Here is a 14,913-nt window from a genome sequence, read left to right as displayed (position 1 = left end):
CATCGGGGGACGAAATGAACAAGAAGTCCGAAGAACGAACCGAACGAACCGAACGAACCGAACGAACCGAACGAGCGGGGCGCGTGGGGCGAGGGGTTGGCGCGCTCGCGCGGTGGTCGGGCCGGCTGTGCCGGTCGTCCGATCGCGGGATGACCACCTCCGAGTACGCGGTGGGCACCATCGCCGCGTGCGCCTTCGCTGCGGTGCTCTACAAGGTGGTCAACAGCGGGCCGGTGATGTCGGCGATGCAGTCCATGATCGAGGGCGCGCTCAATGCGAAGTTCTGAGACCGGGACCGGGACCGGGGTCGAGACCGAGATCGGAACCGAGGCCGGAAACCGGAGCCCGTGCCGGCTCCGGGACCGGGGGGCGGTGACGGCGGAGGCGGCCGTGGTCATCCCGGTGCTGGTGGCCTTCACCATGGCGCTGCTCTGGGCGCTGGTGGCGGCCTCGTCCCAGATCCGGTGCGTGGACGCGGCACGGGCGGGGGCACGGGCCGTGGCCCGTTCGGAGCCGGAAGCGGCGGTGCTGGCGGCCGCGCGCGACGCCGCGCCCCGTGGGGCCCGGATCACGGTGGGGAGGGCCGGGGAGCTGTGGCGCGTCACGGTGGAGGTGCCGACTCCGGGGCCGGCCGCGCTCGCCCTGACGTTGAGAGCCGACGCCGCTGCCCTGGCGGAGGACTCGGTGGGGCTTACGGAGGGGGGTGCCGGGCCGTGAGGGGAGCGGCACTCCGGGGCCGAGGTCGGGGCCGGGACCGGGGTCGGGGCGGGGGCTGGTGTCCGGGGCCGTGGCGCGGGCGGCGACCCGGCCGGGGCCCGGAGCGTGACCGGGGGGTGGCGACGGTGTGGGTGGCCGTCACGGTGGTCGCCCTGTGCGGGGTGTTCGCCTCCGTTCTCGCGCTGGGGCAGGCCGTGGCCGCCCGCCACCGGGCGGGCGGTGCCGCGGACCTGGCGGCCGTCGCGGCAGCCGATCGCGCGTTGGAAGGGGTGGCGGCCGCATGCGAGGCGGCTCGGCGCGTGGCGGTGGCGCAGGACGCCGTGCTCGTCCGCTGTGCGGTCCAGGGGGAGATCGCCGATGTGACCGCCAGGTCGAGCTTCGGTCTCTACGAACCCGAGGTCAGGTCCCGGGCCGGTCCTCCGCTCCCCGCTCCGCCTCCTGCTCCGCCGCCCGGCCCGGGGGACCCGGGCTCTCCGCCTCCGGGGGCGCTGCCCTGAGGAGTTCGGTGAGGAGGTGTACGGCGCCGCGTTTGTGCAGGGGCTCGTTGCCGTTGCCGCACTTGGGGGACTGGATGCAGGAGGGGCAGCCCGCCTCGCACTCGCAGGAGGCGATGGCTTCGCGGGTCGCGGTCAGCCACGTACGGGCGGTGTGGAAGGCCCGCTCGGCGAATCCAGCGCCGCCCGGGTGGCCGTCGTACACGAAGACCGTCGGCAGCAGGGTGTCCGGGTGGAGCGGTATCGAGACGCCGCCGATGTCCCAGCGGTCGCAGGTGGCGAAGAGCGGGAGGAGGCCGATCGACGCGTGCTCGGCCGCGTGGAGGGCGCCGCCGAGGATCTCCGGGTTGATCCGGGCGGCGTCGAGCTGGTCCTCGGTGACCGTCCACCAGACGGCGCGGGTGCGCAGGGTGCGGGGAGGCAGGTCGAGCTTGGTCTCGCCCAGGACCTCGCCGGTGATCAGTTTGCGGCGGAGGAAGGAGACGACCTGGTTGGTGACCTCGACGGAGCCGTAACAGAGCCGCCCCCGGCCCCAGGGGATCTCGGTGTCGGTCTCCAGGACGGAGATGGCCGTGGTGTCGCGGGCGACGGTCGAGTACGGGGGGTCGGCCCGCTCGACCAGGGCGACGGAGTCCTCCAGGTCCAGTCTCCGGACCAGGTGGGTGCGGCCCTGGTGGAGGTGGACGGCGCCCTCGTGGACGGCGGTGTGGGCGGCGGCCGCGTCGACCGTGCCCAACAGGCGGCCGGTGCTCTCCTCGACGATCTGGACGGGGCGTCCGCCCCCGCCCCGGATGTCGGCGAGGTCGGCGGCCCGCTCTCGGCGGGTCCAGTGCCAGCCCGATGCCCGTCGGCGCAGCAGCTTCGCGGCCTCCAGCTGCGGCAGCAGCTCGGGCACGGCGGGTCCGAAGAGCGCGATGTCGGATTCGGTGAGGGGCAGCTCGGCGGCTGCGGCGCACAGGTGGGGGGCCAGGACGTAGGGGTTGTCCGGGTCCAGCACGGTCGACTCCACGGGCTGCCGGAACAGCGCCTCGGGGTGGTGCACCAGGTAGGTGTCCAGAGGGTCGTCCCGGGCCACCAGGACGGCCAGGGCGCCCTGCCCCGCCCGGCCGGCGCGGCCCGCCTGCTGCCAGAGGGAGGCCCGGGTGCCCGGGTAGCCGCAGATGACGACGGCGTCGAGACCGGAGACGTCGATGCCGAGTTCGAGGGCCGTGGTGGCAGCCAGTCCGAGGAGCTCACCGGAGTGCAGGGCCCGCTCCAGGGCACGGCGCTCCTCGGGGAGGTAGCCGCCGCGGTAGGCGGCGACCCGCTCGGGCAGGGAGCGGTCCACCTCCGCGAGGCGTTCCTTGGCGATGACCGAGATCAGTTCGGCGCCACGCCGGGAGCGTACGAAGGCGACCGAGCGGACGCCCTGGACGGTCAGGTCGGTGAGCAGGTCGGCGGTCTCGGCCGTCGCGGTACGGCGTACGGGGGCGCCCTTCTCGCCGTGCAGGTCGGTCAGCGGGGGCTCCCAGAGGGCGAAGACCAGCTCGCCGCGCGGGGAGGCGTCGTCGGACACCTCCTTGACCGGCAGGCCCGTCAGACGCCCGGCGGCGACCGAGGGGTCCGCCGCGGTGGCGGAGGCGAGCAGGAAGACCGGGTCGGCCCCGTAGCGGGCGCAGAGGCGGCGCAGACGGCGCAGCACCTGGGCGACGTGGGAGCCGAAGACGCCCCGGTACGTATGGCACTCGTCGATCACGACGAAGCGCAGCGCGCGCAGGAAGGAGGACCAGCGGGGGTGGGACGGCAGGATCCCGCGGTGCAGCATGTCGGGGTTGGTCAGAACGTAGTTCGCGTACTGCCGCACCCATTCGCGTTCCTCGACCGGGGTGTCGCCGTCGTAGACCGCGGGCCGGACGGCGTTGCCGAGGGGAGCCGCCAGGGCCTTCACCGAGCGCCGCTGGTCGGCGGCCAGGGCCTTGGTCGGGGCGAGGTACAGGGTGGTCGCCCCCCGGCCGTTGGGGGCCTCGGATCCCTCCAGCAGGGTGCTGAGGACAGGGGCCAGGTAGGCGAGCGACTTGCCGGACGCCGTACCCGTGGCGATCACGACCGATTCACCGTCCAGCGCGTGTTCGGCGGCGGCCGCCTGGTGGGCCCACGGAAGGTCGATTCCGGCTTCTGCGATCGCCGAGATCACTTCTGGCCGGATGCGATCCGGCCAGAAGGCATGGGTTCCCGATCTAGGGGGCAAGTGCTCCGTATGAGTGATGCGCGCGGCCCGGCCCGCCCCTGTGGCGAGCCGGTCGAGGATCATGGCGGGAAGGGGGCGAGTGCCCCCACTCTCGGCTGGTCGTCCGGGACGGTGATTCTTGGCCATCGGCACCGAGTGTGTCACTGGCGTGACGGACAATGGTCCCAAGGCGTCGTGCATGGCTGCTGGTAAGTGATTGAATGCCATCGCGGCTGGCGATCCGTCCCCTGGCCTCCGTCGGGGAGACCGAGGGGCGACCGCTCGATAGCAAGGTGCTGGAGGATCCGTGGACCTGTCCCTGTCGACTCGCAATGTGTCCGGGCCTGGTGGCGACCGTACGGTCGTCGAGGTCGGTGGCGAGATTGATGTGTATACCGCGCCCAAGCTGCGCGAGCAGTTGGTCGAGTTGGTGAATGACGGCAGCTACCACCTGGTTGTCGACATGGAAGGTGTCGACTTCCTCGACTCCACCGGCCTCGGCGTGCTCGTGGGCGGCTTGAAGCGTGTCCGGGCCCATGAGGGCTCGTTGCGCCTGGTCTGCAACCAGGAGCGCATTCTCAAGATCTTCCGGATCACAGGCCTGACCAAGGTGTTCCCGATTCACACCACGGTCGACGAGGCTGTCGCCGCCACCGACTGAGGTCGGTTTCGACCGGCCCGCGGGCCGGTCGGCAGGCAGTGAACGGGCCGGCAGCGGCAGTGATCGGGCCGCGACGGGCAGGCGGTCGGCCTTCGGGTCGGCTGTCGGCTTTGTCGGTTTCCGGAGGAGGAGAGCAGAGGTGCCGGGCTCCGGGCCCGGGACCTCTGACGCGTACGCCCGAACGTTCCAGGGGGATCGCATGGCCACCGTTGAACTCCGCTTCAGTGCCCAGCCTGAACATGTCAGGACGGCCCGCCTGGTGGCGGCCGCCGTGGCGCGCCGGGCCGGCGTCGACGAGGCGGTGCTCGACGAGGTCAGGCTCGCCGTCGGCGAGGCGTGCAGCCGTGCCGTGGGGCTGCACCGCAGCCACGGCATCACCGCGCCCGTCAGTGTGGTGCTGATCGAGGAGGAGAAGGCGTTCTCCATCGAGGTCGGTGACGCCGTTCCCGAGCCCGGGAGCGACCCCGACACGCCCGGACCGCGCAGCGGTGCGCCCGGAAGTCCGGACGAGCCTGAGAGCGAGGGCGTGGAGGATGAGATGGGTCTCGCGGTCATCAGCGGTCTCGTCGACGATGTGGAGGTCCGTTCCGGTGCGGCCGGCGGCACCATCCGTATGAGCTGGCCGACGGCCCTCGCCGTGGTGCTGCCCTGAGGCGGACCGCCCCGTAGGGCGCGGACGGCGTGGGGCGGCATGGGCCTGTGCCGTGGGGTCGTGGGGCTGTGAGCCTGTGCCCGTAGGACGGTGTGGGTCCCTGCCGCGAGACCTCTGCCCCGTTGGGCGGTGGAGGCTTGTGTCGTGAACCTGTGCCGCGTTGGGCGGGGTGCGTCTGTGCCGTGGGGCGCAGGCCTGTGCTTTTCTTGTGCGGCGGCATGCCAGTGTCTGGCCGTGACGCTTTCCTGAGGCCCTGCTGAGCAGGGCCTTTCTCATGAGGCCTTGTGCGGCTTCTTCTGTGTGGTGCATCTATGTAATGCGCCAGCAGTAATACGCCAGCGGTGATGTGTCTGCGGTAATGCGCCTGCCCCATTACCGCATTCGGGGAAATCCTTCCGTCGATCTTTCGGCGTTGAGGAAGTGCCATTAATTCTCTTCCGGACCACTGTTTCGATCCGGTTCCGCTTCCTACAATCCGTCCACGACTTGAGCGCTGAGCGTCAAGGAGGACGTATGGCGGAGTTCCTCACCACCCCAATGGCCGCACCGGTCGCACCAGTTGCGCCGACGCGGGAATCCGCACTTTCCGACGGGCCCGTCTCCCTCGCGGCGGTCCTCACCGACGACAACCGGCTGATCGTCATCGTCGTGGCGGTCGTCGCCGTCGCCGCGCTCATCGTCGCCCGGCTGCTGGTGCGCCAGGTGCTGGCGGCCGGCGAGGGCACCGAGCGCATGAAGGAGATCGCCGCCGCGGTTCAGGAGGGCGCCAACGCCTATCTGGCCCGGCAGCTGCGAACGGTCGGCGTGTTCGCCGTGATCGTGTTCTTTTTGTTGCTGGTGTTGCCGGCCGACAACTGGTCGCAGCGCGCGGGGCGTTCGCTCTTCTTCCTGGTCGGTGCGCTTTTCTCGGCGGCGACCGGATATATCGGTATGCGACTCGCCGTACGGAGCAATGTGCGCGTGGCGGCCGCCGCGCGTGAGGCGACTCCGGGAGGAGGCGAACCGGAAAAGGATCTCACCACCGTCTCGCACCGGGCGATGAAAATCGCCTTCCGTACCGGTGGTGTGGTCGGAATGATCACGGTGGGGCTCGGGCTGCTCGGCGCCTCCTGTGTCGTACTCGTCTACGCGGCCGACGCGCCCAAGGTGCTGGAGGGGTTCGGCCTCGGGGCGGCGCTGATCGCCATGTTCATGAGGGTCGGCGGCGGCATCTTCACCAAGGCCGCCGACGTGGGCGCCGACCTCGTCGGCAAGGTGGAGCAGGGTATTCCGGAGGACGATCCGCGCAACGCCGCCACCATCGCCGACAACGTGGGCGACAACGTCGGTGACTGCGCGGGCATGGCCGCCGACCTCTTCGAGTCGTACGCCGTGACGCTCGTCGCCGCCCTCATCCTCGGCATGGCGGCCTTCGGCGACTCGGGCCTGGCCTTTCCCCTGATGGTCCCGGCGATCGGTGTCGTCACCGCGATGATCGGGATCTTCGCCGTCGCCCCCCGGCGCGCCGACCGCAGCGGTATGACCGCCATCAACCGGGGCTTCTTCATCTCCGCGGTGGTCTCGCTCGTCCTGGTGGCCGTGGCCGCCTTCGCCTATCTGCCGTCCTCGTACGCCGAGCTGACCGGCGTCACCGACGAGGCGATCACCACGCACGGCGGCGACCCGCGGGTCTTCGCCCTGGTCGCGGTGGCCATCGGCATCGTCCTGGCCGCGCTGATCCAGCAGCTCACCGGCTACTTCACCGAGACCGGGCGCCGCCCCGTCCAGGACATCGGGAAGTCCTCGCTGACCGGTCCGGCGACCGTGGTGCTGGCCGGCATCTCCATCGGCCTGGAGTCGGCCGTCTACACCGCCCTGCTGATCGGCCTGGGCGTCTACGGGGCGTTCCTGCTGGGCGGTACGTCGATCATGCTGGCGCTCTTCGCGGTGGCGCTCGCCGGGACCGGGCTGCTCACCACGGTGGGGGTCATCGTCGCCATGGACACCTTCGGGCCGGTCTCCGACAACGCCCAGGGCATCGCCGAGATGTCCGGGGACGTGACCGGCGCCGGGGCCCAGGTGCTCACCGACCTGGACGCCGTCGGCAACACGACCAAGGCCATCACCAAAGGCATCGCCATCGCCACCGCCGTCCTGGCGGCGGCCGCGCTCTTCGGCTCCTACCGCGACGCCATCGCCACGGCGGTCGCCGACGTGGGCGCGGGGGCGGGCGAGATGGGGCTGAGCCTGGACATCTCGCAGCCCAACAACCTCGTCGGCCTGATCCTCGGTGCGGCGGTCGTCTTCCTCTTCTCCGGGCTCGCCATCAACGCGGTCTCCCGGTCGGCCGGAGCGGTCGTCCACGAGGTGCGGCGGCAGTTCCGCGAGCACCCGGGGATCATGAACTACACGGAGAAGCCGGAGTACGGCCGCGTCGTCGACATCTGCACCAAGGACGCCCTGCGTGAGCTGGCCACGCCCGGCCTCCTGGCGGTCCTGGCGCCGATCGCGGTCGGCTTCAGCCTCGGTGTCGGTGCGCTCGGCTCGTACCTGGCGGGCGCCATCGCCACCGGCACCCTGATGGCCGTCTTCCTCGCCAACTCCGGCGGTGCCTGGGACAACGCCAAGAAGCTCGTCGAGGACGGGCACCACGGCGGCAAGGGCAGCGACGCGCACGCGGCGACCGTGATCGGTGACACGGTCGGCGACCCGTTCAAGGACACGGCGGGCCCGGCGATCAACCCGCTCCTGAAGGTGATGAACCTGGTGGCACTGCTCATCGCCCCGGCGGTGGTGCAGTTCAGCTATGGAGCGGACGCGAACCCCTGGGTACGGGCGCTGGTGGCCGTCCTCGCCATCGTGGTCATCGTCGGCGCGGTCTACGTGTCCAAGCGGCGCGGTATCGCCGTGGGCGACGACGACAGTGGCGCTCAGGGCAGCGGCGGCCCTTCGGCTCCGGCTCCGGCGCCGGACGCTGCGGCGGCCTCGTGAGAGGTACGAGCGGCCTCGTGAGAGGTACGAGCGGAGGGGGAGGCCCCGGTTCCGGGTGACGTCCAGTCATGGCGCGGGCGGACAGTACGTGTTGACGTGGCGTCCGCCCGCGCTCCTGCGTGGGGGACGGGGTGCGCGGAACCCGACGCTCCTTCCGTCCTTCTGATGAGTGACCGCACGAGTGTCGGAATCTCCGGCCGAGTGGCATCTCCCTCATTTCCCTTGGTGCAAATGGCTTCAAAAGGGCGTACACCGGATGCCCGACACCCGGATGGAGCCCTCTTGGCGTGTAAGTTCCGGGGCCGAGAGCCTTGGAAGGGATCCATCCGGTGAACAAGAAGCTTGCAGCCGCTCTGTCCGGCGGTGCGGTACTCGTACTGACGCTGTCGGGTTGCAGCGACGACCGCGACGACAAGGTGAACGACTGGGCCAAGAAGGTCTGCGACGAGTTCCAGCCCCAGCTGCAGAAGATCACCGACGCCAACGCCTCCATCCAGCAGCAGACCGCTGACAACAGCACGCCCGCCGACGTCCAGAAGGCCGACTCGGCCGCCTTCCAGCAGATCTCCCAGGCGTACAAGTCGCTGGGCGCGACCGTGGACTCGGCCGGTCCGCCGCCGGTCGACGACGGTGAGACCACGCAGAAGGAGGCCGTGAAGGAACTCAACGCCGCCTCCACGGCGTACGCGGGTCTGAAGACCAAGGTCGACGCGCTCGACATCAAGGACCAGGCGAAGTTCGCCGACGGCCTCAAGGGCATCGCCGACGAGCTGAGCAAGATCAGCCAGAACGGTGACCAGGCGCTGAAGAAGCTGGAATCCGACGAGATCGGCGCCGCGATGTCCAAGCAGAAGGGCTGCCAGAAGTCGACGGCCTCGACCGGGCCCGCCAGCCCCGAGGGGTCCGAGGCGCCGGGCGCGGGGGCCGGGTCGACTCCCTCGGCTTCGGCCTCGGAGGAGGAGAAGAAGGCGTAGTTCACGGCTTCCGGCCGGCCCGGAGGCCTGAGGGAACGGCCTCGGGGCCGGGGAACTCAGGGCCGCGCGAACGGTTCCGAGGCCTCAGGCCTGCGCGAACGGCTTTGGGCCCGAGGAGGCCTGAGGGCCGTGAGGACGGTTTCGGGCCCGGAGGTCCGAGGCCCGCGCGAACGGCCTCGGTGCAGCGGCCCGGACACCCGGTGGGCGTCCGGGCCGCTGCCGTTGTCAGTGGGACCGGACACAATGGTCGGGTGAGCAATACCAGCCTTCCCGCACCCGACCACACCGCCGGCCTCCGCGAGGCGCTGCTCGCCGCCGCCTTCACCGCCGACGGCCTCCTCGACCGGCTCGGCGCAGCCGCCTATGCCGCGCTCGCCCGCAGCGAGACGGTCCCCGCCCTGCGCGCCACCCGAGGCGTGTCGCCGCTCGACACGCTGGTGCGGCTCTTCCTGCTCCAGCGCCCCGTCCCCCAGGAGCAGGCCCGCGCCGCCCTGCCGCTGGAGGAGTGCGTCCAGGACGGCTGGGTGAGCGTGGAGGACGGCCTGATCCGCGCCACCGTCGACGTTCGGCCGTACGGCGGGCCGGACGGCGAGGACTGGTTCATCGTCTCCGACCTCGGCTGCGCGGTGGGCGGCGCGGGCGGGATCGGCTCGCACGAGGAGGGCGTCGTCCTCGGCGTCGGCGGGGCCTCCACCACCCTCGCCGGCATCACCGTGCGTACGCCGGTCGCCTCGGCCCTCGACCTCGGTACGGGCTCCGGCATCCAGGCGCTGCACGCCGCCCAGCACGCCACCCGCGTCACCGCGACGGACCTCAACCCCCGTGCCCTGGAGTTCACCCGGCTCACCCTCGCCCTGTCCGGCGCGGCCCCCGCCGACCTCCGCGAGGGCTCCCTCTTCGAGCCGGTCGGTACGGAGACCTTCGACCTGATCGTCTCCAACCCGCCCTTCGTCATCTCGCCCGGCGCCCGCCTCACCTACCGGGACGGCGGCATGGGCGGCGACGACCTCTGCCGCACCCTGGTCCAGCAGGCGGGGGACCATCTGAACGAGGGGGGATACGCCCAGTTCCTCGCCAACTGGCAGCACGTGGAGGGCGAGGAGTGGCAGGACCGGCTGCGCTCCTGGGTGCCCGCCGGGTGCGACGCCTGGATCGTGCAGCGCGAGGTCCAGGACGTCACGCAGTACGCCGAGCTCTGGCTGCGCGACAGCGGTGACCACCGCAGCGACCCGGAGGCGTACGCCGAGCGGTACGAGGCGTGGCTCGACGAGTTCGAGGCGCGCGGGACCACCTCCGTAGGCTTCGGCTGGATCACGCTGCGCCGGTCCGCCGCCGCGGCCGCGGGCAACCCGTCGATCGTCGTCGAGGAGTGGCCGCACGCCGTGCGGCAGCCGCTGGGCCGGGCCGTCGAGGACCATTTCGCCCGCCAGGACTATCTGCGCGACCAGGACGACGCCGCGCTGCTCGCCGGGCACTTCACCCTCGCCGCCGAGGTCGTGCAGGAGCAGGTGGGTCTGCCCGGGGCGGAGGATCCCGAGCACGTGGTGCTGCGCCAGCACCGCGGGATGATGCGGGCGACCAAGGTGGACGCGGTGGGCGCCGGGTTCGCCGGGGTGTGCGACGGTTCGCTGCCCGCCGGGCGGATCCTGGACGCCATCGCCCAGCTGATGTCCGAGGACCCGGTGCTCCTGCGCGACCGCACTCCGCAGGCGATCCGGCTGCTGGTCGAGGAGGGCTTCCTGGAGCCGGTGCCGGGGCCGGTCCCGGGGGCCGTTCGTGGGGAGGGCCTCGGGTGAGGGCGGCATGATCCGGGTCGAGCTGGACGAGGCCTTGCCGGGGGCCACCCGGCCGGCAGCTCCAGGTGGCCGACGGCCACTTCTCCCTCCCGGGCAGCCCGGCGTTCGTCCCCTGCGCCGCCCGCGCTTACGGCGGCACGACGGCGATCTCCGACGAACCCAGGCCCCGCGCCTTGGGAGCGGTCCTCCTCGGCCCCCGCCACCGGACTCCGCTCCGGATCGTCCGGCCCCTGCCCCATGCCGTCGACGGCCCTCTCACCAGCGCCTTCACGCTCACCGTCGTCCCCCTCCCGTCCGGTCCGCGGATTCCGATCGGTGTTCTGCCGGGGCTCGGGACGGTGCTCCTCGCGGCCACCACCGGGTGCTCGGCGTTCGGTCGGCGCCGGGGCGCTCGGGCTCCGCGTCCATGACGTGTTCTTGGTCTCCGACGTGGCCGGATCCGTACTGCTCCTGAGGGCCGGAGCCACCGTGCCGCAGGCGGCGGCTCGACCGGCCATGCGGATCAGGCAAGCCGGCCGGTGCCGAGTACGCGCCCCTCGCCGTGGCACGCCTCGCCGTGGCACGCCTCGCTGTGGCACGCCACGCCGTGGCCCCTCGCCGTAGCAACCCTCCTCGTAGCGACCTTCGCCGTTTCGGGAGGGGCAGCCGCAGCCAAGCGGCCCCTGACGTCGTGTGACGGCGCCGGTACTCCCGGTGGGTGCGTGCTGTTCACCCGGGGTTCGCGTCCACGATGCCCCGGGGTGGCAGCCTCCCCATGACCGAGCGGTACGACAGGGTCGAGGGGTACGACATGGAGAGCGTCGCAGCAGTCTTCGCCGGTGCGGCCTTCGCGCTGTTCGGCGCCGCCCTCCTCATCTGGACCGGGGCGCGCGCTCTGCACCGCGCGCCGGTGCTGCACGGTGTGAGCCCCGTCGCCTCCACCGCACTCACGACACTTTTCGGCGTAGTTTTCCTGGCCCTCGGCGTGTGGTGCTTCACGCTCGTCTGATCCCCGCCCCCGCCGGGGCCGCGCCCGGGTCGAGGGGTCGCCGGGCGGCCCCCGCGACCACCCCGGAAAAGCCGCAGGCCCAGGCTTCGCACGGCGTGGACCCGACGGTCCGGGCGGCAGGAATGGCGGAAGTCGGGTTACCGTTCGAGTGGCCGTTGCGGGCTTTTGCCGTTTGACACGGGGGCGGGTTGTACCGTCACACTCCGCAGCGACAGCACCGCGGGAAGCGTTTGGACGCTGCCCGGATGCCCACTGAGTGTCGACCGGAGAGAAGAGCGAAGTTGTCCCCGACCAGCGAGACCGCACAGGGCGGCCGCCGACTCGTCATCGTCGAGTCGCCTGCCAAGGCGAAGACGATCAAGGGCTATCTCGGCCCCGGATACGTCGTCGAGGCGAGCGTGGGGCACATCCGCGACCTCCCGAACGGCGCGGCCGAGGTCCCGGACGAGTACACCGGCGAGGTACGCCGCCTCGGGGTGGACGTCGAACACGACTTCCAGCCCATCTACGTCGTCAACGCCGACAAGAAGGCCCAGGTCAGGAAGCTCAAGCAGCTGCTGGCCGAGTCCGACGAACTCTTCCTCGCCACCGATGAGGACCGCGAGGGCGAAGCCATCGCGTGGCACCTGCGGGAAGTCCTCAAGCCCAAGGTCCCGGTCCACCGGATGGTCTTCCACGAGATCACCAAGGACGCGATCCGGGCCGCCGTCGCCAACCCGCGCGAGCTCAACCAGCGCATGGTCGACGCCCAGGAGACCCGTCGTATCCTCGACCGCCTCTACGGCTACGAGGTCTCGCCGGTCCTGTGGAAGAAGGTCATGCCGAAGCTCTCGGCGGGCCGCGTCCAGTCCGTCGCCACCCGTCTCGTCGTCGAGCGGGAGCGCGAGCGCATCGCCTTCCGCTCCGCCGAGTACTGGGACCTGACCGGAAAGTTCGCCACCGGCCGCACCGGTGACGCCTCCGACCCCTCGACCCTGACAGCCCGCCTCAGCGCGGTCGACGGCCGCCGCATCGCCCAGGGCCGCGACTTCGGCCCCGACGGGCAGCTCAAGGCCGGCTCCGCCCAGACCCTGCACCTGGACGAGGCGAACGCCCGCGCCCTGGCCGCCGCGCTCGCCGACTCCTCCTTCGCGGTCCGGTCCGTCGAGTCGAAGCCGTACCGTCGCTCCCCGTACGCCCCCTTCCGTACGACGACCCTCCAGCAGGAGGCGAGCCGCAAGCTGGGCTTCGGGGCGAAGGCGACCATGCAGGTGGCGCAGAAGCTGTACGAGAACGGCTTCATCACCTATATGCGTACCGACTCCACGACCCTCTCGGGCACCGCGGTCTCCGCGGCCCGAGCCCAGGTCACGCAGTTGTACGGGGCGAACTACCTCCCCGAGAAGCCGCGTACGTACGCCGGGAAGGTCAAGAACGCGCAGGAGGCCCACGAGGCGATCCGCCCCTCCGGCGACCGCTTCCGCACCCCCGCCGAGACCGGGCTCACCGGTGACCAGTTCCGGCTCTACGAGCTGATCTGGAAGCGGACCGTCGCCTCCCAGATGAAGGACGCGACCGGCAACTCCGTCACCGTCAAGATCGGCGGCCGGGCGAGCGACGGCCGGGACGCCGAGTTCTCCGCCTCCGGCAAGACGATCACCTTCCACGGCTTCATGAAGGCGTACGTCGAAGGCGCCGACGACCCGAACGCGGAGCTGGACGACCGTGAGCGGCGGCTGCCGCAGGTCGCCGAGGGCGACGCGCTGAGCGCCGACGAGATCACGGTCGACGGGCACGCCACCAAGCCTCCGGCCCGCTACACCGAGGCCTCGCTGGTCAAGGAGCTCGAAGAGCGCGAGATCGGTCGCCCGTCGACGTACGCGTCGATCATCGGGACCATCCTGGACCGCGGCTACGTCTTCAAGAAGGGCACGGCACTCGTCCCGTCCTTCCTCTCCTTCGCCGTGGTCAACCTGCTGGAGAAGCACTTCGGCCGGCTCGTCGACTACGACTTCACCGCCCGCATGGAGGACGACCTCGACCGCATCGCGCGGGGCGAGGCCCAGTCCGTGCCGTGGCTCAAGCGCTTCTACTTCGGCGCGCGCCCCGGCGACGACACCTCCGGTGCCGGTGCGGCCTCCGACGCGGGCAACGGCGACGGCGACCACCTCGGCGGCCTGAAGGAACTGGTCACCGACCTCGGCGCGATCGATGCCCGGGAGATCTCCTCCTTCCCGGTCGGCAACGACATCAAGCTCCGCGTCGGCCGCTACGGCCCGTACATCGAGCGGGGCGAGAAGGACGCCGAGGGCCACCAGCGCGCCGACGTGCCCGAGGACCTGGCGCCCGACGAGCTGACCGTCGAGCTCGCCGAGGAGCTGCTGGCCAAGCCCAGCGGCGACTTCGAGCTGGGCGCCGACCCGGTGACCGGCAACCAGATCATCGCCAAGGACGGGCGTTACGGCCCGTACGTCACCGAGGTGCTGCCCGAGGGGACGCCGAAGACCGGCAAGAACGCGGTGAAGCCGCGGACCGCCTCCCTCTTCAAGTCCATGTCCCTGGACACGGTGACGCTCGCCGACGCCCTCAAGCTGATGTCGCTGCCGCGCGTCGTCGGTGAGGACGCCGAGGGTGTCGAGATCACCGCGCAGAACGGCCGCTACGGCCCGTACCTGAAGAAGGGCACCGACTCCCGGTCGCTGACCTCCGAGGAGCAGCTCTTCGACATCACCCTCGAAGAGGCCCTCGCGATCTACGCCCAGCCCAAGCAGCGCGGCCGGGCCGCGGCCAAGCCGCCGCTGAAGGAGCTGGGCACCGACCCGGTCAGCGGTGCGCCGGTCGTGGTGAAGGACGGCCGCTTCGGCGCGTACGTCACCGACGGCGAGACCAACGCGACGCTGCGGACCGACGACAGCGTCGAGGACATCACACCGGAGCGCGGCTACGAGCTGCTCGCCGAGAAGCGTGCCAAGGGACCCGCCAAGAAGAAGACGGCGAAGAAGGCCCCGGCGAAGAAGGCGACGGCCAAGAAGACGGCCGCGAAGAAGACGACGGCCACCAAGACCACGGCGGCCAAGAAGACCGCGGCGAAGAAGACGACGACCGCTAAGAAGGCGACGGCCACCAAGACGGCCGCGAAGAAGACGGCGACGGCGAAGAAGACCGCCTCTGCCTCCGCCTCCTCTTCTTCTGCTTCCGCATCGTCCTCGGAGGAGTGACACCGGCCGCTTGACGGTCGAGCTACCTCGGAGGAGTGGCAGCGACCGCTTGACGAGCGAGCTTCTCCGGAGGATCGGAGGAGTGGCACCGACCGCCTCGCGACCGAGCCTCCTCGGAGACTGACCGCCTCGCGACACGCACTGTTGCGGCCCGGCACCCGATCCAGGCGCCGGGTACCGACGGCGATGTACAGCTGCGGCGCAACGATCTTGCCGGTCTGGCCGACCTGCATGTCGTTGGGCACGAAGCCTGCGTCG

At 71.2% G+C, this 14,913-nt stretch carries 11 protein-coding genes and 1 pseudogene; 10 read left to right on the top strand and 2 right to left on the bottom strand.

What is annotated here, in order from left to right:
• Window positions 1-83 precede the first annotated feature (83 nt).
• The 3 genes from AB0917_RS14275 to AB0917_RS14265 are packed head-to-tail and all read left to right on the top strand — an operon-like array spanning window position 84 to window position 1,214.
• Window positions 84-287: a DUF4244 domain-containing protein gene (locus tag AB0917_RS14275; RefSeq protein ID WP_366819832.1), complete on the top strand. Its 204-nt coding sequence runs from the start codon at window positions 84-86 to the stop codon at window positions 285-287.
• The gene (locus AB0917_RS14270; RefSeq protein WP_366819810.1) at window positions 274-717 is read left to right on the top strand and encodes a TadE family type IV pilus minor pilin; all 444 of its coding nucleotides are present in this window, start codon (window positions 274-276) and stop codon (window positions 715-717) included. The genes AB0917_RS14275 and AB0917_RS14270 overlap by 14 nt, the downstream gene beginning before the upstream one ends.
• The gene (locus AB0917_RS14265; RefSeq protein WP_366819809.1) at window positions 714-1,214 is read left to right on the top strand and encodes an Rv3654c family TadE-like protein; all 501 of its coding nucleotides are present in this window, start codon (window positions 714-716) and stop codon (window positions 1,212-1,214) included. The genes AB0917_RS14270 and AB0917_RS14265 overlap by 4 nt, the downstream gene beginning before the upstream one ends.
• Here AB0917_RS14265 and AB0917_RS14260 read toward each other — a convergent pair.
• Window positions 1,117-3,645, bottom strand: coding sequence for a DEAD/DEAH box helicase (locus AB0917_RS14260; RefSeq protein WP_366819808.1), 2,529 nt, complete (start codon window positions 3,643-3,645; stop codon window positions 1,117-1,119). The two genes, AB0917_RS14265 and AB0917_RS14260, sit on opposite strands and share 98 nt — an antisense overlap.
• Before the next feature lie 79 nt (window positions 3,646-3,724).
• On the opposite strand from AB0917_RS14260, the gene AB0917_RS14255 reads away from it, so the two are divergent.
• The 7 genes from AB0917_RS14255 to topA all read left to right on the top strand — a co-directional run bounded on the left by AB0917_RS14255 (window position 3,725) and on the right by topA (window position 14,655).
• Window positions 3,725-4,078 carry an STAS domain-containing protein gene (locus AB0917_RS14255; RefSeq protein WP_003967428.1) on the top strand — a complete coding sequence of 118 codons (354 nt, stop codon included), beginning with the start codon at window positions 3,725-3,727 and terminating at the stop codon, window positions 4,076-4,078.
• 199 nt (window positions 4,079-4,277) lie between these two features.
• Window positions 4,278-4,730, top strand: a complete 453-nt coding sequence (locus AB0917_RS14250) for an ATP-binding protein (RefSeq protein ID WP_366819807.1) — start codon at window positions 4,278-4,280, stop codon at window positions 4,728-4,730.
• A 513-nt stretch (window positions 4,731-5,243) separates the two neighbouring features.
• A complete protein-coding gene (locus AB0917_RS14245; RefSeq protein WP_366819806.1) occupies window positions 5,244-7,700 on the top strand; it encodes a sodium-translocating pyrophosphatase in 2,457 nt (818 codons plus the stop codon).
• Between the two features lie 329 nt (window positions 7,701-8,029).
• Complete coding sequence (locus tag AB0917_RS14240; protein WP_366819805.1) at window positions 8,030-8,674, top strand: small secreted protein; 645 nt, start codon at window positions 8,030-8,032, stop codon at window positions 8,672-8,674.
• Between the two features lie 251 nt (window positions 8,675-8,925).
• Window positions 8,926-10,470, top strand: coding sequence for a class I SAM-dependent methyltransferase (locus AB0917_RS14235; RefSeq protein ID WP_366819804.1), 1,545 nt, complete (start codon window positions 8,926-8,928; stop codon window positions 10,468-10,470).
• A 790-nt stretch (window positions 10,471-11,260) separates the two neighbouring features.
• Window positions 11,261-11,458, top strand: a complete 198-nt coding sequence (locus AB0917_RS14230; protein WP_366819831.1) for a hypothetical protein — start codon at window positions 11,261-11,263, stop codon at window positions 11,456-11,458.
• Window positions 11,459-11,739: 281 nt separating this feature from the next.
• Complete coding sequence (topA, locus tag AB0917_RS14225) at window positions 11,740-14,655, top strand: type I DNA topoisomerase (protein WP_366819803.1); 2,916 nt, start codon at window positions 11,740-11,742, stop codon at window positions 14,653-14,655.
• Between the two features lie 176 nt (window positions 14,656-14,831).
• Here topA and AB0917_RS14220 read toward each other — a convergent pair.
• Window positions 14,832-14,913, bottom strand: a pseudogene (locus AB0917_RS14220) (FAD-binding protein); the annotation flags it as partial.

It is taken from the genome of Streptomyces sp. NPDC007346, from assembly GCF_040703535.1.
Lineage (GTDB): Bacteria > Actinomycetota > Actinomycetes > Streptomycetales > Streptomycetaceae > Streptomyces.
Note: the sequence above shows the minus strand (reverse complement) of the source record. Positions and strands in the feature narration are given on the sequence as shown.

Bases quoted from the DNA above. Each gene is read 5' to 3' on its own strand.
- AB0917_RS14270 (WP_366819810.1), top strand. From the start codon at position 274: ATGCGAAGTTCTGAGACCGGGACCGGGACCGGGGTCGAGACCGAGATC.
- AB0917_RS14260 (WP_366819808.1), bottom strand. From the start codon at position 3,645: ATGGCATTCAATCACTTACCAGCAGCCATGCACGACGCCTTGGGACCA.
- AB0917_RS14250 (WP_366819807.1), top strand. From the start codon at position 4,278: ATGGCCACCGTTGAACTCCGCTTCAGTGCCCAGCCTGAACATGTCAGG.
- AB0917_RS14245 (WP_366819806.1), top strand. From the start codon at position 5,244: ATGGCGGAGTTCCTCACCACCCCAATGGCCGCACCGGTCGCACCAGTT.
- AB0917_RS14230 (WP_366819831.1), top strand. From the start codon at position 11,261: ATGGAGAGCGTCGCAGCAGTCTTCGCCGGTGCGGCCTTCGCGCTGTTC.